Below are 22,682 nucleotides of genomic sequence, written 5' to 3'. Positions count from 1 at the left end.
GTCTATAGACTTTTTTGAAGGACAAGTCTATAGACTATTTTAACTTCTATAAGAAAACATCTTTCTTATAAATTCTTCATCTTGATATAAATTATATGCAATCATTCCTCCTTGGGCTTCTTTTAAATATCTATTTCCAGTATATTCGTTATAACTTTTTGAACTAGTTTTAGTTGAATCATCAATTAATTTCATAAAATTTCCATTATAAATTATAGTTCTAAATATAGGTTCTCCTTCTATTGTAAAAATAATAAGTTTAATAGCATCAGGTCTTTTTAACGTAACATTATCAAAAAAATCGCATATTCGCACTTTATTATCAATTTTTCCTATAGAATCTATTATTGCATCAATACTATATTTTTCTTCTCTCCATATCATATTAAATATATAAATCACTCCAAACTAAAATCCCCACTTAATATATATTTATCATATGAAGAAAGATTCATTATGCACCTATATTTAATTAACTAAACTATATTTTTTATTATATTTATTAATTCTTTAAAACTATTAGTTTGTACTTTTCCTTTATAAAAAACAATATGATTTATATTAGATAAATTAAGCTCATTAACTTTAATTTCAACAAGATTTCCTAAATTAATTTCATTTTCAACTAATACCCTAGGTAATACTGTTATCCCTAAATTTTCTTTTGCAGCTTCTATTAAAACTTGAGAATTAACACTTGTCCAACTGGGATTTACTCTTATATCATGTAATAGCATGGCACTATCAAAAATATCTCTAATAGAACTTCCCTTTTCTCTTAATAGTAACTTTTCTTTTACTAACTCACTTAACGTTATAGATTTTTCTTTTGCAAATTTATGTTTATTAGAACAAGCTACTACTAATTCATAATAAGAAAAAGGTATTCTTTCAAGTTCTTCATTATAAACAACTCCCTCTATTAACCCTAAATCAATTTCATTCTTACATAACATATTTTCAATACTTCTAGCATTATCGACTATAATTTTTGTTGGAGTAGATTTACAAACGCCTTGAAATTTCCCTATTATAGTAGGCAAAATAAAATTTGCAATAGTTATACAAGATCCTATCTTAATAATAGCATTATCTTCTAATTCTTTAATATTTTTATCTAAATCATCATATAAGTCTAATAGCTTTGTAACCTTTATAAGAAATAATTTACCTGTCTCATTTAAATAAACTTTTCTTGAAATCCTATCAAATAAAGATACTCCTAAATAATCCTCTAACTCACTTATAGCATGGGAAACTGCTGGCTGTGTCATAAATAACTTTTCAGATGCTTTAGTGACACTTTCCTCTTCACATACTGTTTTAAAAATACGTAAATGCCTAATCTTCATTTTCCCCTCCTAATTCATTACTAAATGTTTATATATTATATAAAATTATACTATTATACTTATCCTATGTCCATGCTATATACTTATAAGCATAAGAGTAAATCATAAGGAGTGCATGGCATGAAAATTAAAAGTTTTAAGCTATATTTTTCACTTTTTAAGGTGACATTTTTAGTAAGTTGCTTTAGTTTTGGTGGAGGATATGTAATTATTCCCTTATTAAGAAAATATTTAGTTGAAGATATGAAGCTTATAAATAATGAGGAACTACTAGATATGGCAGCAATAGCTCAATCGAATCCAGGAGCTATTGCTGTTAATTTATCTTCATTAATAGGTTATAATCTTTTAGGTATAAAAGGAGCTATTATAACATGTATAGGTACAGTTTTACCTCCTTTGTTAATATTATCTGTTATATCTTTCTTCTACGAAGCATTCAGAAGTAATATGATTATTTCTGCAGTTCTTAAAGGAATGGAAGCCGGTGTTGCAGCTACAATTGTAGATCTAGTTATTGATATGAGTGGAGATGTGTTTAAAGAAAAAAACTTATTATTATCCCTTTTAGTTCCTTTATCATTTATAGCTAGCTTCTTCTTTAATATAAATGTATTAGCTATTATTATTTTTGGAGTAATAGTTAGCCTTACTCAAGTATATGTTAAGAAGAAAAAGTTAGGAGGAATTAGAAATGATTAATATCCTTATTACTTTATTTTTAAGCTTTTGGCAAATAGGTTCTTTTAGCATTGGTGGTGGCTATGCTATAATGCCTCTAATTCAAGATCAAATGGTAAATAAATATGGTTGGCTTACTATTCAAGAATTTACTGATATTATTACTATATCTCAAATGACACCAGGCCCATTATCAATTAATGCTTCAACTTTTGTTGGCCTAAGAGTAGCAGGAATTATTGGAGCAATAATAGCTACCTTTGCCTGCGTAATTACTGGCGTAATTATTTCTATTTTCTTATTTAACTTTTTTAAAAAACATAATGATATTGAAGAAATTGCAAATATTTTAAAAGGCCTACGTTCAACTTCAATAGGTCTTATTGCATCATCTGCTTCTTCTATAATTTTAATTACATTTTTAGGAAGAACTACTCTAAGTGGAAATCTAGATAATATTAATATAATTGCGGTTATTGTCTTTTCTATTTCATTATTTTTACTTAAAAAATATAAATTTAATCCATTAACAATTATAGCATTAACAGGATTTTTAGGCTTATTTATCTACATGTAAATATTATGTAGATGGACATATAAATAATCATAAAAAGGAACCTTAACAAGATATTTTAATACTTATTATGGTCCCTTTTTAATTTTAAAATCATTTCTATTAATAAATTTTATTTAATCAATTTATTTTACTATTCATATATAAAATATAAAGGAAAGTAGCTTCCTTAAAGTTACGTATATCAAATCCTGTTTCTTTTTTAATCTTTTCAATTCTATACATTAGTGTATTTCTATGAATATATAAATTTTTAGCAGCTTTTGTTAATGATAAATCACATTTCAATATCTCCTCTAAAGTTTGTATTAATTCATGATTAAAGCCTTTAAATATATCCTTATACTCTTCTTTTAACTCATTTGAATATTCACTTGATAAATTGAATATGGATTTTTCTAAATACATATCTTTAAGATAGTATATTTCAGGCTTAATTTTAAATTTTCTACCTATCTCAAGGGCTTGTACAGCTCCATTATAAGCCTTTTTAAATCCATCAAAAGTATAATCTAAATCACTTATACTTATTTTTGCATTTACACCCAAATCTTGTATTACTGTTTCTTTTAATGAAAAAGCATGATCTTTCTCATCTTCTAAATTTCCTATAACTATTATTCTGTCATATATCTCTCCAACATATATATCATTATCTATATATGTATCTCTAACTATTTCTAAAACTTCATCTTCCTTATTAGTTTCTATTAATAACATTTTATTTGATTTTGTTATTAAGGATTCATTTAAAACATCCCATTGTTTTCTTCCTTCTAATAATTCCTGTATTATATTTTCCCTTTTTATACATTTATTTAATACATATTCAACTATAGGTATTATTTTAATATCATCTTGCTCTAGTATAATTTTATATGCTTTACTATTTACAGATATTTTTCTCATAACCTTAGATTCTGTTGCAGGTAAATTGTCATATATTTCATTATTATTAGCATCTAACAATCTTATTTTTAGATTAGCTTCTTTACATACTTCATTTAATAATTCTACCATTGCTCCCATAAAATCCTCCGCCTCACTTTTAAATCCTTTTCATAATTATATTATATATTAAAATTCAGAGAATTAAATATTTTCTTTTCTTTTATAACAATAATTTAACTATATTTATAACATAAAATTAAGTAGTTCTTTAATATTGAAGTATTAGAAAATTTATATTTTAAATAGTTCTTTAATATTTATAAAAAATTAGAGGTTATATCTCTATAACCTCTAATTTAACTTTCCATATCTATTGTCTATTTTGCAATATATACTTTTCTATTTCATCTGCAACTATCTTAGCATGTGATGCTGCTCTAACTACAGTTTTAGCTCCAGTAACTACATCTCCTGATGCAAAAACGCCATCTCTTGTTGTATGTCCAACTTCATCAGTTAACAAAAGTCCCCACTTGTTTGTTTCAAGCCCTATTGTGTTTGAAACAATATTATTTTTAGGCGATTGACTTACAGCAATTATTATTGAATCACATTCAAATAATCCTTCTTTACCTTCAATAGTTACAGTACTTATTCTTCCATCCTCGCTTATGACATTTTCTGTTTCTATATATTTTACTCCTTCTTCTGTTAATTCTAAAGGAGATTTAAATAATTCAAATTTAATACCATCTGAAATTGCTCCCTCCAATTCAGATTTGGTAGCAGGTACATTTTCCATACCTTTTCTATATAAGACATATACTTCATTAGCTCCATTTCTCTTTGCTGTTCTTGCTGCATCCATTGCAACATCTCCAGCTCCAATTACGCATACTTTATTTCCTAAATTATAAACATTAGGTGATTTTAAATAGTCAATTGCATAATGAACATTACCTAAACTTTCACCCTTTATATCTAAAGTTTTAGGATTCCATACTCCGGTACCTATAAATATAGCTTTATATCCATCATAAAAAAGCTTGTCTAAAGTTAATACAGGTCCAACTAATGTATTTGGTCTTATTTTAACCCCTAGTTCAATTAATCTCTCTTCATAATGATCTATAATACTCTTTGGCAATCTAAATTCTGGAATACCATATCTTAATACTCCACCAATTTTATCATGTGAGTCAAATATAGTTACTTTATATCCCTTTTGTGCTAATATAAATGCAATTGTTATACCAGCAGGTCCGCCTCCAACTATTGCTACTCTTTCATCTAAATCATTTTCTTTTTCAAGTCTTATATTCTCTAAATAGTATTTTGATATGTGTCTTTCAATATCACAAAAACTTACTGGTTCATCCTTAATTCCCCTGATACAGTTCCCCTTACATTGATCCTCATGAGGACAAACTATAGAACATACTAAAGATAAGGGGTTATTCTTAAATAGTATTTCTCCTGCTTTTGCTATTTGTCCCTCTTTAAATAGTCCTATTATTTCCGGTACAGGTGTATCTATTGGACAATTTACTTGGCATCTTGGATTTTTACACATATAACATCTATTTGCTTCTATAACTAACTCTTTCATGATCATATCCCCTTTTTCCTTTGTTAATTTTAACTTTTAAATTATATCACCTTTTTTAGTATTAAATAAAGATAAACTTCTTTCCAATATACCATTTAAATATGCTAATACAATACCATAATTAGTTATTGGAACATTTTTTTCTTTACATTGCTTTACTCTATTAATCACAGTTTTTCTATTTATCATACATGCTCCACAATGAATAATCAAATCATATTTATCTATATCTTCAGGAAAGTCATGGAAAATACTATGATCATATGTTAAATCAGCCCCAACATATTTATTTAAAAGTTTAGGAATCTTAACTCTCCCAATATCCTCATGTGAAACATTGTGAGTGCAACTTTCTGCAATTAAAACTCTTGAGTCTTTATTTAAATCTTTAATCTTTAAGGCTCCTTTTATAAACTCTTCAAAGTCTCCCTTTTGTCTTGCAAATAACATTGAAAAACTTGTAAGCTTTATATTTTTAGGAACAATTCTATCTACCTCTTTAAATGCTTGAGAATCTGTTATTACTAAATCTACATCTTTTAATTCTTCAAGTGCACTTTCAATCTCTGTATCTCTAACAACGTAGCTCTTAATTCCATGATCTAAGCAATCTCTTATACATTGTACTTGAGGTAAAATTATTCTTCCTTTAGGTGCTTCTGAATCTATTGGTACAACCAATATAACCTTACTATTATAAGGAAGTAAATCTCCTACTATTGGTAGTTCTTCCTCTTCTTCTTTTAAAATTTCTATAAGCTTTTCTTTTAATAATTCAATTCCCTCCCCTGTATTTGAAGATAGAAATATTGAATCCTTAAATTTAATTTGTAATTCTTCTAAAATATTTTCATTAACACTATCAGATTTATTTATAACAACTATATAAGGTATATTATATTTTTTAAAATTCCTTTTAGCTTCTTTAAATTCTTCTAAATCAATGTCATTTATATCCAAAAGATAAATTGCAACATCTGTTCTTTTAAGTATATCTAAAGTTCTTTTAACCCTTACTTCTCCAAGCTCACTTTTATCACCAAAACCAGCTGTATCTATAATTAAAACTGGTCCAACGGGTATAAGCTCCATTGCTTTTTGAACTGGATCTGTAGTTGTTCCTTCTTTTTCAGATACAAGTGAAACTTCTTGTCCTAAAAATCTATTTATTAAAGATGACTTTCCTGCATTAGTCTTTCCAAAAACAGCTATATGCTTTCTATTAGCATTTGGTGTTGAATTCATACAGTTATCCTCCTATAGATATAAATCTCTTTCTCCAGCTCTAAGTCTCTCTAAGTTTTTATCTAAAAGCTCTTTAATATCATCTCTCTTTATTCTTTCTCTTTCAGTCTTTATAACAGTTTCTGCCTTTTTTAATATTTCCTTATCACCATAATCTATTGCAAATTCTAAAAGAGTAGTCATTGCATTAGGTTCACATACATTTTGAATTTCACCACTCTTTGCAAGCTTCATAAATCTTTCTCCAGTTCTTCCTCTTCTATAACATGCTGTACAATAGCTTGGTATATATCCATCATCTAAAACTGATTTTATTACTTCTAATGGAGTTCTATCATCTGATGTTTTAAATTGAAGAGCTTCTTTTCCTTCTTCTCTTTCCTTATATCCTCCAACTCCAGTACTTGAACCTGCACTGATTTGAGAAACACCATATCTTAATAACTCTCTTCTCATTTCTGCTGTTTCTCTTGTTGACATTATAATACCTGTAAATGGTACTGCTATTCTTATAATTGCAACTAACTTTTTAAACATTTCGTCATCAACTAAATTAGGGAATTCTTGTAGAGTTACTCCTGAAGCTGGTTTTAACCTTGGCATTGAAATTGTATGGAATCCAACTCCATATTTTTCTTCTAAGTGTCTATTATGCATCATAAGCCCTATTACTTCAAACTTAGGATCAGAAAGTCCAAATAAAACTCCAGCACCAACATCATCTATTCCAGCTTCCATAGCTCTATCAAATGCAGTTAAATGATAATTATAATCTCCCTTTAATGACTTTGGATGCATTTTATCATAGCTTGGTTTATAGTATGTTTCTTGGAATAATATATAAGTACCTATTTTAGCTTCTTTTAATCTTTTATATTCTTCTACAGTTGTTGCAGCAATATTAACATTAACTCTTCTTATTTCTCCATTATCATTTTGAGTTTTATAAATAGTATCTAAACATTCTAATACATAATCTATTGGAGCATTAACTGGATCTTCTCCAAGCTCTAATGCAAGTCTCTTATGTCCCATTTTTTCTAGTATTCTAACTTCTTCAGCTACTTCTGTCATACTTAGCTTTCTTCTTCCAAAGCTATTGCTTCTTTTATATCCACAATAAACGCAATTATTTACGCAATAATCACTAACATATAATGGCGCAAAAATTACTACTCTTTTACCATAAATTGAATCTTTAATTTCCCCTGCTAATTTGTATATTTCTTTTAAATCTTCCTTATCTTCTACTTGAAGAAGAACTGCTATATCTTCATAAGATAATCCATCTCTTTTTTTAGCCTTTTCTAAAACAGCCTTTATATCCTTACTTGTGGCTCCTTTGGCTTCTTCTAAAATTCTTTCAATATACTCATGATCAATAAACATATAAAACACCCCTATAATCTATAAATTATTTATTCAATTTAATTATTTGTATATTTTCTGATTGGATTCTCTTATCAATAACCTCAGTGAATTTATGAGCATTTTCTTTTCTCCATGCCATATTATCTCCTCTTGTTACCTCAACCTTAAATCCAGCTTTATTTATCCTCCCCTCTATACAATTTCTACATTCTGCCGCCTCATCTCCAGTACATATTTTTCCATCATAAAGTGAATACTTTTCTCTGACACTTGTTGGCGAGAGATTTGGCATAACTACATTTCCTCCTGCTTTAATTCCCTTTTCTCTTCCTGTAGGATCAATACTTCCAAGAGCTGTAGTAGAAGGTAATAATACATTTGGTAGTAATAATCTTATTAAAGCTAACATTGTAGTAGTTTTCTCAACAGTTCCTGCCTTTTCATTCTTTAGTGGGGTATCTTTATGCGGTATAAATGGCCCAATTCCACACATATGTGGTTCTAGCTCCTTAACAAATAATAAATCATTAACTAAATCCTTATTTGTTTGTTTTGGAAGCTCAACCATAAAACCTGCCCCTATTTGATATCCTATTTCCTTTAAATTTCTTAAACATTGCCTTCTTTCTTCAAAGCTAGCTCCTGGATGAAGTTTTTCATATAGCTCTTTAGTAGCTGTTTCATGCCTTAATAAATACCTATCTGCTCCTGCTTCATACATTTTTTTATATGAATCATAACTTCTTTCACCTAAAGACAATGTTATAGCATTGTTTGGATATTTACTTTTTATCATTTTTATTATTTCTACCATTCTTTCATCGGTAAAATAATCATCTTCTCCACCTTGAAGTACATAAGTCTTATATCCAAGCCTATCTCCAATGTCCACGCATTCCATAATATCTTCCATTGTAAGTCTATATCTATCAGCATCTTTATTACTTCTTCTTATGCCGCAATATATACAATCTTTTTTACAAAAGTTTGTAAATTCAATAAGTCCCCTCATATAAACTTTATCTCCATAAGTTTTCATTCTAGTTTCATGTGCTTTTTGAACTAGATAAATCTTATCATCTTCATTTAAGTTATCTAATAAAAATAATAACTCCTCTCCACTAGCATTGTTAGACTCATAAAGCTTGTCTATAATACTTTTAACTTGCATATACAATCCTCCAAATGATATTTATAACACTCTTTGCAATAATTTTATGTTTAGCTATGTACTTATAAATTATTTTCCTTATTACATCTCTTTTTTACTAATTGCTGTTTTTACTGTTACTCCTTCAATATTGCCTAACTTTCCTGTTAAGCTATTAATTTCGTTTAAATCACCTGTAACAACTATAGATATAATTGATATGCCATCTTCTAATGGTATTCCCATCCTTCCCCTAATGTTCCCTCTGAAACTTGCAACAACCTCATTAAATTCAGAATTACACTTACTTGGCTCTTCTAAAATTGCACTTATTACACCAATCTTCATATCTTATCCCCTATTTTTTTTATTATTCTGTAAAATTATCATCCCAAATTGACATTAATTTATTTTCCACATAGATCTTTACATTATCAATTACTATACTTTCTTTAAGATTGAGATACTTAAACATTATATAATCATAATTTAAATTTTCTTAAATATTAAAAAGAGCCTATTTTCTTAAATACAAAGAAAATAGGCTTCTTATATTAATAATAAAAATTACAGTAATTAAAAGCATTACAAAATTAACTAAGCTTATAACTTAATTTTATAATTTTTATTATTAATATATTATTTACTATTCTCTTTCAAATCAGATTTCTCTTTTTTGTTAGATAATAACTAATTATTTTAAATGAATATTTAAACATATGAATAAAGATTTTCTCTAAACAAATGAATTAATTCTCACCTTTCTATTTATATGATAATTATTTAACTTTATGATGTCAATAGCTCTAATTTTTATGTAATACAAAAGTTATAATTTTCTTTATATTAAAATAAAGAGCTATGTTAATTAACATAGCTCACTTCTCTAATAATTCTATCTATTAATATACATTAAAATTTTTTCTTTTTCTCCTTGTGCTAAATCACATTCATCAATTTCCTTTGCACTTAACCATTTTCCATCAAATATATCATTTCCATATGTTACTCTTTCTTTAAGCTCTCCTTTATAAACAGCACATATTTCATCGCGTTCTTTATTTAACACTTCACCTATTCTTTCTAAGTTAAATATTATAGATTTCAAATCTTCTTTTACAGCTCGTGAAATACATTTTTCTTCTGATTCTTTTCCTCTTACTTTTTTACCAACACTATACCAAAGTTTTGGTTCATTTTTTTTAGTCTTTCTTTGAACAATAAATACATTGTTAAAATCATCTTTAATTATTATTGAGCATTCTACAACTTTAGCCATTAACATTTCCCCCTTAAGCCTAACTCTTTATGTTTTATTAATATTTGATTAAAGGTGATATAAAAATTAATCAAAGAATCTTATTAATATTCTACCTCTACTATTCTACAAAAACTGAAATTTACCTCTAGAAATTTTTACAAAATTTATTTTTTTATATCTATCAAGTATGACTTTATTACAGCTAAAAATTCCCTAGAATACATAACAGGAATTAAAGCTGGAAGGGTACTATTTGTATAGAAGGTTATATTCCTATATCCTAGCTGTTTGGCTATCATGTTACTTCTAAATGCATGAAAATCTGATGTTATTATCTTTATATTTATATCTCCTATATCACTTTTTGTATAACTTTCTAATATTGCTTTTGAAAATATTAAATTTTCATTTGTACTTGTAGACTTATTTTCCATTATTATCAATTCTTCTTTTATACCATTATCCACCAAGTATTTTTTCATTGCCTGTGCTTCTGATATATCTTCGCCTCTCCCTTGTCCCCCAGAAACTATTATTTTAGATTCTTTTTCTTGATTATTAACATACTCAATAGTTTTATCTAATCTTTGCATCAATGTAAGGCTAGGCTTTTCTCCTTTAACCCCAGCTCCAAGAACTATAACGTAATCTGAATAATTTTTATTATTTTTAGGGAATATAATTATTGCACTTTCTACTATTATAAAAATCAATAATATTATTGCTATAAAACACTTTATAACATTAAACATTCCTTCAATACTTTTTTTATTATTAATAAATTCTTTCATTTTTTCTTTTATGAAGTGATAAATAATTAAAGTAATTCCAATTCCTAAAAATACTTCACTAAAACTGATCTTCCCAAAGATTAAATTTATACTTATAGAATATATAACTATTAATATTCCTATTATTAAATCCATTTTCTTAATCATAATTTTCTCCCTTCAATCATTTTTAATTAAACATCATCTTATAAAAATACTTTTAATTATACTTTTTACCTCTAACTAATAACCTAGTATCATTCAACTATATATTATCATATTTACCACATCTTATTACCATTAAACTTCCAATTTTAAGTATTTTATAATTTATTAATACGCAGCTTACATAATATCAGTATAAACTTATATATACACTTAATAACTGGAGTAAAGAAATTATAGAAAGTTATCTACATAATAAATTTTTATAATTCCTATAAAACAAAAAGATAGGTAAAATTAATCTTACCTATCTTAAAACCGAACTATTTTATTGGCTTACCATTGAAATCTGTATATTCAGCTCTACTCTCATCATTACCTACATTATCTTGATTTTTATGTAACTTTTGTCTTCTTGTACCTTTTTGCAAAGGATTTATATCTTTTTCATTCTTTGTCATATAAAACACATCCTTTCAAAAGTATTTTATACCCTAAATAAAATTTAATACATCAAATATTATACTTTATATATTAAAGTTCAAATTCTTCTATTTCTATAGAATATGTTCCACAATTTTTACAAACTATAACTGTAACTAAGTAACTTTTATCAACTATTCTTTCTCTATTTAATCTAGTGAAAGATTTTTTGTCGTATTCATTATCGATACTACTTGTAATAAATTTATTATTTTTTCCATACGCATAAAAATAGAACTCTAAAAAGTCAAAAACCTTCTTTTTTTCTTCCTTTCCAGCTTTGCAATTACTACAACAACTTTCATAATATGCATTTTGAAACTCTACTTCATCACTATTTGAAAGTAATTCTAATATTTTTTCACCATCAATACCTTCTAATTCCTCATTTTCATCATTAGCAAAGTATTCTAAATTATCTTCTCCTAAGATATATTCTTTTTCATCAAATTTAAATTTATATTCCATTTGTATCTTCCTTTCAAAGCTAAAACTTTTATTTTACCTATCTAAGTTATTCTAAGACTAATTCTAATTAAATACTAGTAATTTGTAATATTATTTAATTAAAGATATAATCTTTATGTTAGTTTATATATTATATCACAATTAGACAACAAAGGAGAGTCGAATGGATAGCAATCTATCTTTAAAAAAACAATTTTTTAAATATTTAGTCCCCTCAGTTACCGCAATGTGGATATTTTCATTATATACAATGATAGATGGTATTTTTGTTAGTAGAGGTGTTGGAGAAACTGCTCTTGCAGCAGTAAATATAGCAATGCCTTTTGTAAACTTTATATTTGCAATATCTATGTTATTTTCAACTGGAGCTTCTACTATAATTTCTATTTATATTGGAAAAAATAACATAAAAAAAGCTAATGAAATTTTTTCATTTAATTTATTTTGTATGTTAACTATATCACTACTAATAACTTTATTATGCTTATTAAATATAGATAGAATATCATTATTTCTTGGAGCTACTGAAAATACTTTTGATCTAGTAAAAGATTATTTAAAAATAATTATAAGTTTTAATGGATTTTTCATCATTTCCTATTGCTTAGAAGTATTAACAAAAGCTGATGGATATCCTTATCTTGCAATAGTAGGTATGATTATTTCTGCCCTTACTAATATAATTCTAGATTTTCTATTTGTTATTGTCTTAGATTTCGGGATTAAGGGTGCTTCTTATGCAACTATTATTTCTCAAGGAGTATCTTTTATATTCTTTTTATCACATTTTATGAGTAAAAAATCTAAACTCACTTTAACTAAATTTGAGTTCAAAGTAAAATATTTAAAAAGAATATTATCTATTGGATTTCCAGATGCAATAACAGAGCTTACTTCTGGAATTGTTATACTTCTTTTTAATCAAACTATATTGAGATATATAGGAGAAAGTGGTATCGTTACATATAGCATAATTTGTTATGTAAGTACTTTAGTAATAATGACTATGATAGCAATAACTCAAGGAATGCAACCATTATGTAGTTATTATTATGGAAAAGAAGAATTTAAAACAATAAAAAAGTTAATAAAAATGGGCCTAAAAGCTGTTTCTATATCATCAATTGCAATATTTATAATTTGTATAGTTTTTGCTAAAGAAATTGTTTATATATTTATAAAAGATTCCTCATCACCTTTATTTACATATTCAATTTCAGCCTTTCGTTTATTTTCTAGTTCTTTTTTAGTTCTTGGATTTAATGTATTAGTTTCTGGATATTTTGCTTCTATAGAAGAAGCTTTTAAAGCAACTATAATATCTATATCTAGAGGACTTATTTTTATTTCTTTAGCTTTATTTTCGTTATCATTCTATTTTGGTGATACTGGAATATGGATTGCTACTTTAATTTCAGAATTGATTTGTCTTTTATTATCTTCATATTTATTATTAAAGAGAAATAAGATAGTAACCTAATTTTAAAAATGAAAAGAAGATAGATGAAAAATTAAAATTCAACTATCTTCTTTTCTCTTAAATTCTTATCAATATTTCATTAATATCTTCACTTACCTTAAGTCTTTCATCATGAATCCATTTAAAATCAAATTCCAAATTAAACACTTTACAAAATGAATAATACATATTTATCCTTTGATAATAGCATTCGAGTTCATCTAAGTTTCCCTTAAAACATTGAGGTCTACTTATTACTTTATTCTTCAGTACAAATAATTCCTCAACATAATCTAAGAATGTATTCATAAGCTCATCTTTTGATATATCAAATGGTATTTTTAATAACTCCCATTGTATTTCTTCTTTTAATTTATATTTTTTAATACTATCTAATATAATTAAATATTCATTTATATCCATTTTTCTATAATAATCTATTGAGTCTTCCCTTGTTGCCCATAAAGCCAATTTTTCATTTAATGGCAGATTTTTAATATTTAAAATAGCATCTGATGGACCTAAAACTGCTGCCTTTATTATTTTATCTTTCTCTTCAAGCTTTTCTTTTATAAACTTTTGATTATCTCTTACAGTAGCAACATAACCAACTTCATAAATTCCTTTTCTTCCTGCTCTACCAGCAACTTGCTTTACTTCTTGTGAAGTAAGATATCTAATTTCCTCACCATCAAATTTTTGTATATCTAAGAATACTATTCTTTTTATAGGTAAATTCACGCCCATTCCTATAGCATCTGTTGTTATAAGAACTTTATTTTCTTTATTAATAAACATATCATATTGTTTTCTTCTTACTTCTGGAGGTAAATCTCCATAGATTATACTAGCTTTTATTCCCATATCAGAATACTGCTCTGCTATTTGTAATACTTTCTTCTTAGAAAATACTACTATTGCATCTCCTTCTTCTGCATAGTTATAATTAAAATTACTTTCTTGGACTTCTAATGGAATACTCCTCTTATATTCTTTAAATTCATAACCATCATTACAATCTTCTATTATCTTTTCTACTACTCTTTTTGCATTTAATGCACCACAAATATGAATTTCATTACATCTAAGTCCAAGCAAAGCTCTTGTCCAAGCAGCCCCTCTTTGTGAATCATCTATCATTTGAATTTCATCTATTATGGCTATATCATATTCTTTTTTTAAATCTGCCTTTTCTATTGTACAAGATGTATGCGTAGCCCCTTCTTTTAATATTTCTTCCTCTCCAGTTAGCAAATTGCATATAACTCCACTATTATTTAATTTTTCATAGTTCTCTAATGCAAGAATTCTAAGAGGAGATAAATAAACTCCATTTTTTGCTACTTTTAATCTTTCCATTGCTGTATAAGTTTTCCCAGTATTTGTTTCACCTAAATGTATATATATCTTTCTATTAATATTTCTTGCTAATCTATATTCATCTTTAGGGTTATCTGGAAAGTTTTCTTCAAATTCCTTAGAAATTAACTTAGGAATATGCTGCCTTGTTAATACCGACATGAATCCTGAATTTATGAAGCTATTATAATTCCCTCTTATTACTTGATAAAAGTCAAAATCTGTATTATTCTTTTTATTGTAATCATCTAATAATCTTTTAGATATATACTCTAAAAGTTCCTCATATCTTTCATTTATACTTGAAAAATCCTTCAAGCCTTCATTTTCCATATCCTTAAGCTGTCTTATCTTTTTTCTTAAAGAAGATTCTTGTTCAATTAAAGCACCTACTTTTGAGTTATGTGCTATTTCCTCTATTTGATTAATTTGTGATTTTAGCTTCTTAAACTCTCTTTGCATTGCATTCTTTTTCAAATAATCACCTCTCGTATTAAATACCTATTGTAAAAATCCCATTTGTAAATTATAATAACTTATCCTTAAATATATTTCTAGTTTATATTATTTTACTAGAAATTATTTATATTTATTGTATCATAATTGCTATCTTTCAATTTTATTAACATTTTTTTAATTTTAAGTTTATTATTTATTAATAATTTTAATAAAATTTATATATTTTTAGGTTTTCTTAAGGATAAATTAAGTTTTATACTATATAATTTATTTAATGTATTTATTTTATGTTTTTATTTTACTTATTATTTTATATTTATTTATTCGGGGGATGATTTTACAAAATGAAAAATAAAGATATTTATTTAGTGTTTTCAAATACTGGAACACTACTTGCTAGATGTATTAATTTTTATACAAAAGATCCATATGTACATGTTTCCTTGAGCTTTGATAATTCATTTAAAAAAATGTATTCATTTGGAAGGGTTTTTCCTCTAATTCCTTTTATAGGAGGCTTAGTTGAAGAAAACTTACAGGATGGTGTTTATAAAAGATTTCAAAATAGTAGATGTGTTATTTATAAAATTAGTGTAGATAATGACCAATATAATCTATTAAAAAAAGAATTAGAGAGCTTCTTAAAAGAACAAAAAAAATATAAATATAGTTTATTAGGATTAATAGGTGTTGCTCTTCAAAAACCTATTAAAAGAGATCATCATTATTTTTGTTCTGAATTCATATCACATCTTCTAATTAAAAGTAATATTTATGACTCTGATAAAATTCCTGGTCTTACAAAACCAAGTGATTTATTAGATATAAACCATAAAGAATTTGTATATGAAGGACTAGCCTATGAATACCATAGTAAATATCCAAATTTAATGTACTAAAAAACTGAGAGTTATAATCTCAGTTTTTTTAGTTATCACTTATATTAATATTATCATCTTAATTAGATTTACATAGGCTTTTTAGAAAACTATATAGTTTAAATAGCTTTGGAAAATTTTTCTCCTCTTCTATTTTACTCTTAAACTCCGCCATTTCCATTATAGGCTCCAAAAGTGCAATCGTATTTTCATATCCTTCTTTTATTCTATTTCTTTTTGCTGCTTCATCTAAATTTAAAGTTCCATTTATAACACTTTCATTTAAATTTCTTGGATATATTTCTATAATTTTTGCATTTGGATATAATGATCTATCAATTCTTGCTTCCCTTGACAATAACACAACAATTATAATATCACATCCTTCCCCATATACGGGCTGTATAGGCGTATTATCACTTATACCTCCATCTATATATTTACATCCAAACAACTCACTTGGCTCATATATTAGAGGTAACGATGCTGATGCTATCACAATTTCTTTTCCTATTTCATCATTAAAATCATTTATTTTAAAATATTTAACTTTAAAATCTGCTAATTCAGTACAGGCTGCGTAACAAATCTTGCTGTTCTTTTTAATTAAGCTTATATCTAAATACTTATTCACTATTTCTTTAGCTCCATCTTTTGAAACTGCACCTTCTTCTATCTTTTGACTCATATACTTTTTTGCTATATTTAGATTTTTTCCACCAAGTATAAGCCCGATCCCTTTTTTAAATAATTCAAATTTACTAATAGGAATAAGCTTATCTATAGTTACTTCCTCCCATAGTGCTTCTGCATCTTTCATATTATTTTGCGCAAACAATACTGCATTAAAAGCTCCAATTGATGTACCAGAAAATACTTCTATGTACTTATCAATTTTAAGTTCCTTTAACGCCTTCCAAACTCCAAGTTCATATGCTCCTTTTCCTCCTCCTCCAGACAATACCAACCCCATTTTCATTTTGATCCCCTCTTTTTAAAAACTTTGTAAATCTTATAATTATTATATAACTAATCTTCAATTTTTGTTAATTATACTTTCTCATTTAATTTTATAATGCAAATTTACTTTTATATAATTACTAATTTTTCTATTTTGATTTATTTAAATTAATAAAGATCTACACTATAATAAAAAAACACCTTAAAATTTTCATTTTAAGGTGTTTTTTAATAGTATAAACTACTTAATTGAGCTTTTTGCTAATTCTACTAAATCTGCAAATGCTTTTGGATCGTTTATAGCTATTTCTGATAACATCTTTCTGTTCATATCAATTCCAGCTAATTTAAGTCCGTTCATGAATCTTGAATATGAAAGTCCATTCATTCTTGAAGCAGCATTAATTCTTGCTATCCAAAGTCTTCTAAAATCTCTTTTCTTTAATCTTCTTCCAACATAAGCATTTCTTAAAGCTCTTATTACTGATTCATTAGCAGTTTTGAATAATCTGCTTTTTCCACCATAGTAACCTTTTGCAAGCTTTAATACTTTTTTATGATTCTTACGAGCATTTACCGCTCTTTTAACTCTAGCCATGTTTAATCCTCCTAAAAACCTCTATATTATAGGTATGGTAATAATTTCTTCATTGCTTTTTCTTGAGTAGTTGAAACATAAGAAGTTTTTCTTAAGTTTCTCTTTCTCTTAGAACTTTTCTTTGTTAATATATGACTCTTAAAAGCCTTAGCTCTTTTTAATTTCCCAGTTCCAGTTTTCTTAAATCTCTTTGCTGCACCTCTGTGGGTTTTCATTTTTGGCATGATACTTATCTCCTCTCAAGTTACGCTTTTTTAGGGCCTAAAACCATTGTCATATTTCTACCTTCATGCTTAGCAGGCTTTTCAACAACACAAACGTCTTCTAATTTAGAAACAAAGTTATCTAATATTTTTTGTCCAATATGGCCTAATTGTGCTTCTCTTCCTTTAAATCTAACAGTGATTTTAACTTTATCCCCGTCTAATAAAAACTTTTTAGCATTTTTAGCTTTTATTGCAATATCATTTTCTTCAATAGTAAGACTACATCTTATTTCTTTAAGAGTAGTTATCTTTTGCTTTTTCTTAGCTTCTTTTTCTTTCTTTGATTGCTCATAAATATACTTACCTAAATCCATTATTCTACATACTGGTGGATTAGCATTTGGAGAAATCATAACTAAATCTAATTCTTTCTCATCAGCAATTCTTTGAGCTTCTTTTGTTTGAAGTACACCTAATTGATTCCCTTCTGAATCAATCACTCTAACTTCCTTAACTCTTATATTTTCATTACAAGTAAAATCCTTACTTATACCAGGTCACCTCCAAAATTTTAAATATAAACACAACAAAAATAGAGGACATATTTTGCCGCCCTCTAGTACTTATAAAAAACTAGTTAAAATAACTAGCAATTATTACAAAACTATATTACCCTACTAAGCATAGCCGTAAGGTGAGAAACGGCAGTTTCTTCTTAAATATGTTATCATTTTATCATTCTTTTTTTATTGTGTCAATGCTTTTACATTATTAATTATTAACAATTACATTATATATTATACCATATAAGTATTCATTTTTATATAAGTATTTAATTTAAATGAAAATTTCTTATTATTTTTTTATGATAATATGTATGCTATCATTATTAATGCTATTATACTACTCTAATTCACCTGTATAATCTAAAATTCCACCTCTTAAATTATATAAATTACTAAATCCTTCTTCTTCTAATATAGAACAAGCAACGCTACTTCTCATCCCTACCTTGCAATAAACTAAAATAGCCTTTTCTTTATATTCTTCTATCTCCTCTAGTTCCCACTCTAATTCATCTAAAGGTATATTTATAGAGTTTGTTATTTTTGACTCTTTAACCTCATTCGGCCTTCTTACATCTAATATTAATAATTCTTTGTTATCTTTAATTAAATTTTGAGCTTGCTCATTATTAATTGATTTTATCTTACTCATATGTTTACCTCTTATTTTATTATTTTCTACTATTATAATCCTTAAATTATCTCTATACAACTTATTATGTAAAAGTAATTATTAACTATTTATAAATAAAAAAATAAAGGAGATTATAAAACATATTAGCTAATATATTTTCTCTCCTAAATTCTATAATTATTAATTAAACTCTTCTATTCTTATTAAATTATTAATCTTATACACAGAATTTAACTTGCATATACTATCTATAGATTCAATAATATTTTCTTCCTTAGTATAATGTGTAACTAAAACTAAAGTTACCTTATTTTCCTTATCATTATCTATTCCTTTTTGTATAACTGAAAGTAAACTGACATTCATCCCACCAAAGACTGAAGTAATTTCACCAAGAACACCAGGTCTATCTTCCACTGTTAGTCTTATATAATATTTACTTGTTATATCTCTTATACTACCTATTTCTTTATCCCATAAATTATTTTTAACTACTGGATTTAGGTTATCTATATCAATATTACTTCTTAATATTGACACTATATCTGATACCACTGCACTTCCTGTTGGTAAGTCTCCAGCACCTCTACCATAAAACATTAAATCTCCTACAGCATTTCCTTTTATAAAAACTGCATTAAAAGAATCATAAACATTAGCTAATGGATGATTTTGTGGTATCATCGTTGGATGCACCCTTAGTTCAAGTCTTCCATCATTTTCTTTAACTATAGCCAATAATTTTATTACCTTTTTAAATTCTCTAGCGTATTGTATATCTATTGATTCAATCTTTGTTATTCCTTCCCTATATACATTTTCGACTTTTATTTTAGTTCCAAAAGCAAGAGAAGATAATATAGCTAATTTATATTGAGAATCAAACCCTTCAATATCTGAAGTTGGATCTGCTTCAGCATATCCCATTTCTTGAGCCTGATATAAAGCCTCATCAAAGCTTAAATTATCAAATTCCATCTTTGTTAATATATAATTAGTTGTTCCATTTATTACTCCATATAACTTTTCTACTTTATTAGCTGTTAAACTCTCATTTATCCCATTTATTATTGGAATTCCGCCTGCAACACTAGCTTCATAGTTAAACATAACACCTTCACTATCAGCTTTTTCAAAAAGTTCATCCCCACCAGTAGCTAAAAGCATTTTATTTGCAGTAACAATATGCTTTTTTCTTTTCATAGATTCTAGTATATATTCTCTAGCTGGTTCAATTCCTCCCATTACTTCTACTACAATTTTAATTGAATCATCATTAATAATTTCATTAAAGTCTGTTGTTAGAAGTTCTTTAGGTACATCTACATATCTATCTTTTTCCAAATCTCTAACTAGTATTTTTGCTACATCTACTTCATAGCCTGATCTTTTCATAATTTCTTCTTTGTTTGAATTTAATATCATCCAAACTCCACGTCCAACATTGCCTAGCCCCATTAAAGCAATTTTGACTTTTTTCATCTTAATTCCTCCCTTATTTAATTTGCTTATTGCTAATATATCCATTATACTAATTAATCTATTTTTTTACTATTACTAGTTATAATTTTCAAGAAAAAACTCATTCTACTTATATATATGTAGAATGAGTTTAAGACTAAACTTATTTATTCATCTATAGGATCATCAAAACCTAATAATGCTGTAAAGAAATATCCCGCAACATAAGAAACTAATACTCCTATTAAGAATACTAACATTTTCCCATCTGCTATTAATAACGCTAAAGGTAAACCTGAAACCCCTATTGCTACAGAACCAACTTTTAAAAATGCCATTACAGCCCCTCCAACTCCAGCGCCTAAGCACGCTCCTAAAAACGGCTTACCTAAAGGTAAAGTAACACCATAAATTAAAGGTTCTCCTATTCCTAGAAATCCTGGAATCAATCCATTATGAGCTGTTTTCCTTAATCTTTGATTTTTAGTTTTAACCACTACAGCAATAGTTGCACCAACCTGTGCCATACCAGCAGTTGCAAGTATAGGTAATAGCACTGTATATCCTGCATTTGCTATTAAGTCAGCATGTATAGGTGTTAATGCTTGATGCATTCCTGTCATAACTAATGGTAAGAATAATGCCCCTGAAACTGCTCCTGAAAGAACAGAAACTATAGTATTATCAGAAGAAATTGTTTGAGCTACTATGAACCCAATTCCATCTGAAATAAATCCACCTACTGGTTGTAAAATAAATAGTGCCGCTAAAACAGATAATGTCAAAGTTATCAAAGGAGTTATAAATAAATCTAATACATCTGGAACAAATTTTCTACAAGCTTTTTCAATAAATACAGATAATAATACAACTAATATAACAGAAATAATTCCGCCTCTACCTGGAGTTAAAGCTTTTCCAAATAAAGTTATATTAGCTAAAGCCGAGGATGATAGTATTCCACCTAAGACTCCACCCATCATTGGCATTTGTGAACCAAATTCTTTAGCTGCATTTACTCCAACTAGTATAGATAATATTGAAAACACTCCGTTTCCTATTAATCCTATAATTTGACCTGCTGATGTCGCCTTATATGAATCTCCAAATTGAACATTGCATATATTATTCACAGCTAGAACAAGTCCACATGCCACGAATAAAGGAATCAAAGGAATAAATATATTTCCTAATTTTCTTAAAGCATTTTTTACAGGTGTATTATTTTTGCTCTTTAAATTAGCTTTTGTAGCTTTCACAGCCTCATCACCAATTAACATTGATATTCCAACAATTTTCCTTACTTCTTCCGCTACCTTAGATGCCTTTCCTGGTCCATATATGACCTGTACTTGTCCATTTGATATAACTGCCCCTAAAGCCCCTTCAGATTTCTTAATTTTTGCTATATCCACCATTTCAGTATCTTCAAGTTCTAATCTGCAACGTGTCATACAATTATTAACTGATTTTATATTGTCTTTTCCTCCAATTAATTCGATTAATTGCTTTGCAATCTCTTGATTTGTCATAAAAGACATCCTCCTTATAAATAATAATATAATTCCCAACTAAATAAAAAAATTGTTTTTTTCTCTATCTCTCCTCCTTATAAATTGTTTTCAAAACTATATCCACTCTTTTTTTCTTATTAAATTATATGATTTGTAGATTTAATATATAATAAATAATCAAAATAACATTTTACTTATCTATAAAAAAATTGTTTTTTCATTTCATTAATATAGTAAGATTTATAATTATCCTAATTTGTTACATATATTATAAAAAAGAAAAAAGGTAAAAAGTTACTAACTTTTTACCTTTAATATATTATCTCTTACCAGCGTCAAATGGTTCCCCAGATGCCTTTGGTGCTTGTGATGATTTAGAGAATAAAACTAATGCTATTAAAGTTACCACATATGGGAAAATCTTTAATAATACACCAGGTATTGCTGCTAACGATGGTATCGCTTGAGATACATTAGCTATTGTTGAAGCAAATCCAAAGAAGAATGTTGCTCCTAATATTCCAAGTGGTTTCCATTGTCCAAATATTAATGCTGCTAATGCTAGGAA

At 26.9% G+C, this 22,682-nt stretch carries 24 protein-coding genes and 1 pseudogene; 4 read left to right on the top strand and 21 right to left on the bottom strand.

The annotated features are described in order from the left end of the window. Window positions 1-39: 39 nt before the first annotated feature. Both J2Z25_RS00125 and J2Z25_RS00120 read right to left on the bottom strand, forming a co-directional pair. Window positions 40-384 carry a DUF4362 domain-containing protein gene (locus J2Z25_RS00125; RefSeq protein ID WP_209737427.1) on the bottom strand — a complete coding sequence of 115 codons (345 nt, stop codon included), beginning with the start codon at window positions 382-384 and terminating at the stop codon, window positions 40-42. 92 nt (window positions 385-476) lie between these two features. Next, window positions 477-1,352: a LysR family transcriptional regulator gene (locus J2Z25_RS00120; protein ID WP_209737425.1), complete on the bottom strand. Its 876-nt coding sequence runs from the start codon at window positions 1,350-1,352 to the stop codon at window positions 477-479. A gap of 120 nt (window positions 1,353-1,472) precedes the next feature. Between J2Z25_RS00120 and J2Z25_RS00115 the strand changes: the two genes are divergently transcribed. Beyond that, window positions 1,473-2,054: a chromate transporter gene (locus J2Z25_RS00115; protein ID WP_209737423.1), complete on the top strand. Its 582-nt coding sequence runs from the start codon at window positions 1,473-1,475 to the stop codon at window positions 2,052-2,054. Beyond that, the gene (locus J2Z25_RS00110; RefSeq protein ID WP_209737421.1) at window positions 2,047-2,610 is read left to right on the top strand and encodes a chromate transporter; all 564 of its coding nucleotides are present in this window, start codon (window positions 2,047-2,049) and stop codon (window positions 2,608-2,610) included. Before J2Z25_RS00115 ends, J2Z25_RS00110 begins: the two co-directional genes overlap by 8 nt. A gap of 117 nt (window positions 2,611-2,727) precedes the next feature. Here J2Z25_RS00110 and J2Z25_RS00105 read toward each other — a convergent pair whose 3' ends face one another. From J2Z25_RS00105 to J2Z25_RS00060, 10 genes are all read right to left on the bottom strand, one after another. Then, entirely contained in the window at window positions 2,728-3,636 is a 909-nt protein-coding gene (locus J2Z25_RS00105; protein ID WP_209737419.1) for a PucR family transcriptional regulator, read from the bottom strand. Between the two features lie 232 nt (window positions 3,637-3,868). After that, window positions 3,869-5,107 (bottom strand): NAD(P)-dependent oxidoreductase, encoded by a 1,239-nt coding sequence (locus J2Z25_RS00100; protein ID WP_425340170.1) that lies wholly within the window; start codon window positions 5,105-5,107, stop codon window positions 3,869-3,871. Between the two features lie 36 nt (window positions 5,108-5,143). Beyond that, a complete protein-coding gene (gene hydF, locus J2Z25_RS00095) occupies window positions 5,144-6,352 on the bottom strand; it encodes a [FeFe] hydrogenase H-cluster maturation GTPase HydF (protein WP_209737415.1) in 1,209 nt (402 codons plus the stop codon). 12 nt (window positions 6,353-6,364) lie between these two features. Beyond that, window positions 6,365-7,741, bottom strand: a complete 1,377-nt coding sequence (gene hydG, locus J2Z25_RS00090) for a [FeFe] hydrogenase H-cluster radical SAM maturase HydG (protein ID WP_209737413.1) — start codon at window positions 7,739-7,741, stop codon at window positions 6,365-6,367. Window positions 7,742-7,766: 25 nt separating this feature from the next. Further along, complete coding sequence (hydE, locus tag J2Z25_RS00085; RefSeq protein ID WP_008677841.1) at window positions 7,767-8,894, bottom strand: [FeFe] hydrogenase H-cluster radical SAM maturase HydE; 1,128 nt, start codon at window positions 8,892-8,894, stop codon at window positions 7,767-7,769. 81 nt (window positions 8,895-8,975) lie between these two features. Further along, a complete protein-coding gene (locus J2Z25_RS00080) occupies window positions 8,976-9,221 on the bottom strand; it encodes a TM1266 family iron-only hydrogenase system putative regulator (protein ID WP_142691025.1) in 246 nt (81 codons plus the stop codon). A gap of 547 nt (window positions 9,222-9,768) precedes the next feature. Next, window positions 9,769-10,152 carry an NUDIX domain-containing protein gene (locus J2Z25_RS00075; RefSeq protein WP_209737411.1) on the bottom strand — a complete coding sequence of 128 codons (384 nt, stop codon included), beginning with the start codon at window positions 10,150-10,152 and terminating at the stop codon, window positions 9,769-9,771. Window positions 10,153-10,298: 146 nt separating this feature from the next. After that, complete coding sequence (locus tag J2Z25_RS00070) at window positions 10,299-11,072, bottom strand: YdcF family protein (protein ID WP_209737409.1); 774 nt, start codon at window positions 11,070-11,072, stop codon at window positions 10,299-10,301. 320 nt (window positions 11,073-11,392) lie between these two features. After that, the gene (locus tag J2Z25_RS00065) at window positions 11,393-11,530 is read right to left on the bottom strand and encodes a clostri-philic family protein (RefSeq protein ID WP_209737407.1); all 138 of its coding nucleotides are present in this window, start codon (window positions 11,528-11,530) and stop codon (window positions 11,393-11,395) included. Window positions 11,531-11,603: 73 nt separating this feature from the next. Continuing rightward, the gene (locus J2Z25_RS00060) at window positions 11,604-12,020 is read right to left on the bottom strand and encodes a DUF3785 family protein (protein ID WP_008677829.1); all 417 of its coding nucleotides are present in this window, start codon (window positions 12,018-12,020) and stop codon (window positions 11,604-11,606) included. 163 nt (window positions 12,021-12,183) lie between these two features. Between J2Z25_RS00060 and J2Z25_RS00055 the strand changes: the two genes are divergently transcribed. Continuing rightward, window positions 12,184-13,500 (top strand): MATE family efflux transporter, encoded by a 1,317-nt coding sequence (locus J2Z25_RS00055; RefSeq protein WP_209737405.1) that lies wholly within the window; start codon window positions 12,184-12,186, stop codon window positions 13,498-13,500. Window positions 13,501-13,557: 57 nt separating this feature from the next. On the opposite strand, the gene J2Z25_RS00050 is transcribed toward J2Z25_RS00055, so the two are convergent. Then, the gene (locus J2Z25_RS00050; RefSeq protein WP_209737403.1) at window positions 13,558-15,315 is read right to left on the bottom strand and encodes a helicase-related protein; all 1,758 of its coding nucleotides are present in this window, start codon (window positions 15,313-15,315) and stop codon (window positions 13,558-13,560) included. A 326-nt stretch (window positions 15,316-15,641) separates the two neighbouring features. Between J2Z25_RS00050 and J2Z25_RS00045 the strand changes: the two genes are divergently transcribed. Continuing rightward, window positions 15,642-16,196 (top strand): hypothetical protein, encoded by a 555-nt coding sequence (locus J2Z25_RS00045; RefSeq protein ID WP_209737401.1) that lies wholly within the window; start codon window positions 15,642-15,644, stop codon window positions 16,194-16,196. Between the two features lie 58 nt (window positions 16,197-16,254). Here the strand turns inward: J2Z25_RS00045 and J2Z25_RS00040 are convergent, their stop codons facing one another. The 8 genes and pseudogenes from J2Z25_RS00040 to J2Z25_RS00005 form a co-directional block, all read right to left on the bottom strand. Further along, a complete protein-coding gene (locus J2Z25_RS00040; protein ID WP_195960085.1) occupies window positions 16,255-17,154 on the bottom strand; it encodes a patatin-like phospholipase family protein in 900 nt (299 codons plus the stop codon). Between the two features lie 222 nt (window positions 17,155-17,376). Then, window positions 17,377-17,733: a 50S ribosomal protein L20 gene (rplT, locus tag J2Z25_RS00035; RefSeq protein ID WP_008677824.1), complete on the bottom strand. Its 357-nt coding sequence runs from the start codon at window positions 17,731-17,733 to the stop codon at window positions 17,377-17,379. 26 nt (window positions 17,734-17,759) lie between these two features. Further along, window positions 17,760-17,957: a 50S ribosomal protein L35 gene (gene rpmI / locus J2Z25_RS00030; protein ID WP_008677823.1), complete on the bottom strand. Its 198-nt coding sequence runs from the start codon at window positions 17,955-17,957 to the stop codon at window positions 17,760-17,762. A 20-nt stretch (window positions 17,958-17,977) separates the two neighbouring features. Continuing rightward, window positions 17,978-18,490 (bottom strand): translation initiation factor IF-3, encoded by a 513-nt coding sequence (gene infC, locus J2Z25_RS00025; RefSeq protein WP_035285074.1) that lies wholly within the window; start codon window positions 18,488-18,490, stop codon window positions 17,978-17,980. Window positions 18,491-18,842: 352 nt separating this feature from the next. Continuing rightward, window positions 18,843-19,157: a rhodanese-like domain-containing protein gene (locus tag J2Z25_RS00020; RefSeq protein WP_209737398.1), complete on the bottom strand. Its 315-nt coding sequence runs from the start codon at window positions 19,155-19,157 to the stop codon at window positions 18,843-18,845. 162 nt (window positions 19,158-19,319) lie between these two features. Next, on the bottom strand, window positions 19,320-20,621 hold the full coding sequence (locus tag J2Z25_RS00015) for a homoserine dehydrogenase (protein WP_209737396.1): 1,302 nt from the start codon (window positions 20,619-20,621) through the stop codon (window positions 19,320-19,322). Window positions 20,622-20,767: 146 nt separating this feature from the next. Continuing rightward, on the bottom strand, window positions 20,768-22,132 hold the full coding sequence (locus J2Z25_RS00010; RefSeq protein WP_209737394.1) for a PTS transporter subunit EIIC: 1,365 nt from the start codon (window positions 22,130-22,132) through the stop codon (window positions 20,768-20,770). Window positions 22,133-22,433: 301 nt separating this feature from the next. After that, window positions 22,434-22,682, bottom strand: a pseudogene (locus J2Z25_RS00005) (ABC transporter permease); the annotation flags it as partial.

Source organism: Clostridium tertium (assembly GCF_017873245.1).
Taxonomy (GTDB): domain Bacteria; phylum Bacillota; class Clostridia; order Clostridiales; family Clostridiaceae; genus Clostridium; species Clostridium tertium.
This window is presented reverse-complemented; position numbering and strand designations above follow the sequence as displayed.

Coding starts and splice junctions, on each gene's coding strand:
- J2Z25_RS00125 (WP_209737427.1), bottom strand. CDS start 384: ATGATATGGAGAGAAGAAAAATATAGTATTGATGCAATAATAGATTCT.
- J2Z25_RS00120 (WP_209737425.1), bottom strand. CDS start 1,352: ATGAAGATTAGGCATTTACGTATTTTTAAAACAGTATGTGAAGAGGAA.
- J2Z25_RS00115 (WP_209737423.1), top strand. CDS start 1,473: ATGAAAATTAAAAGTTTTAAGCTATATTTTTCACTTTTTAAGGTGACA.
- J2Z25_RS00110 (WP_209737421.1), top strand. CDS start 2,047: ATGATTAATATCCTTATTACTTTATTTTTAAGCTTTTGGCAAATAGGT.
- J2Z25_RS00105 (WP_209737419.1), bottom strand. CDS start 3,636: ATGGGAGCAATGGTAGAATTATTAAATGAAGTATGTAAAGAAGCTAAT.
- J2Z25_RS00100 (WP_425340170.1), bottom strand. CDS start 5,107: ATGAAAGAGTTAGTTATAGAAGCAAATAGATGTTATATGTGTAAAAAT.
- hydF (WP_209737415.1), bottom strand. CDS start 6,352: ATGAATTCAACACCAAATGCTAATAGAAAGCATATAGCTGTTTTTGGA.
- hydG (WP_209737413.1), bottom strand. CDS start 7,741: ATGTTTATTGATCATGAGTATATTGAAAGAATTTTAGAAGAAGCCAAA.
- hydE (WP_008677841.1), bottom strand. CDS start 8,894: ATGCAAGTTAAAAGTATTATAGACAAGCTTTATGAGTCTAACAATGCT.
- J2Z25_RS00080 (WP_142691025.1), bottom strand. CDS start 9,221: ATGAAGATTGGTGTAATAAGTGCAATTTTAGAAGAGCCAAGTAAGTGT.
- J2Z25_RS00075 (WP_209737411.1), bottom strand. CDS start 10,152: ATGGCTAAAGTTGTAGAATGCTCAATAATAATTAAAGATGATTTTAAC.
- J2Z25_RS00070 (WP_209737409.1), bottom strand. CDS start 11,072: ATGATTAAGAAAATGGATTTAATAATAGGAATATTAATAGTTATATAT.
- J2Z25_RS00065 (WP_209737407.1), bottom strand. CDS start 11,530: ATGACAAAGAATGAAAAAGATATAAATCCTTTGCAAAAAGGTACAAGA.
- J2Z25_RS00060 (WP_008677829.1), bottom strand. CDS start 12,020: ATGGAATATAAATTTAAATTTGATGAAAAAGAATATATCTTAGGAGAA.
- J2Z25_RS00055 (WP_209737405.1), top strand. CDS start 12,184: ATGGATAGCAATCTATCTTTAAAAAAACAATTTTTTAAATATTTAGTC.
- J2Z25_RS00045 (WP_209737401.1), top strand. CDS start 15,642: ATGAAAAATAAAGATATTTATTTAGTGTTTTCAAATACTGGAACACTA.
- J2Z25_RS00040 (WP_195960085.1), bottom strand. CDS start 17,154: ATGAAAATGGGGTTGGTATTGTCTGGAGGAGGAGGAAAAGGAGCATAT.
- rplT (WP_008677824.1), bottom strand. CDS start 17,733: ATGGCTAGAGTTAAAAGAGCGGTAAATGCTCGTAAGAATCATAAAAAA.
- rpmI (WP_008677823.1), bottom strand. CDS start 17,957: ATGCCAAAAATGAAAACCCACAGAGGTGCAGCAAAGAGATTTAAGAAA.
- J2Z25_RS00020 (WP_209737398.1), bottom strand. CDS start 19,157: ATGAGTAAGATAAAATCAATTAATAATGAGCAAGCTCAAAATTTAATT.
- J2Z25_RS00015 (WP_209737396.1), bottom strand. CDS start 20,621: ATGAAAAAAGTCAAAATTGCTTTAATGGGGCTAGGCAATGTTGGACGT.
- J2Z25_RS00010 (WP_209737394.1), bottom strand. CDS start 22,132: ATGACAAATCAAGAGATTGCAAAGCAATTAATCGAATTAATTGGAGGA.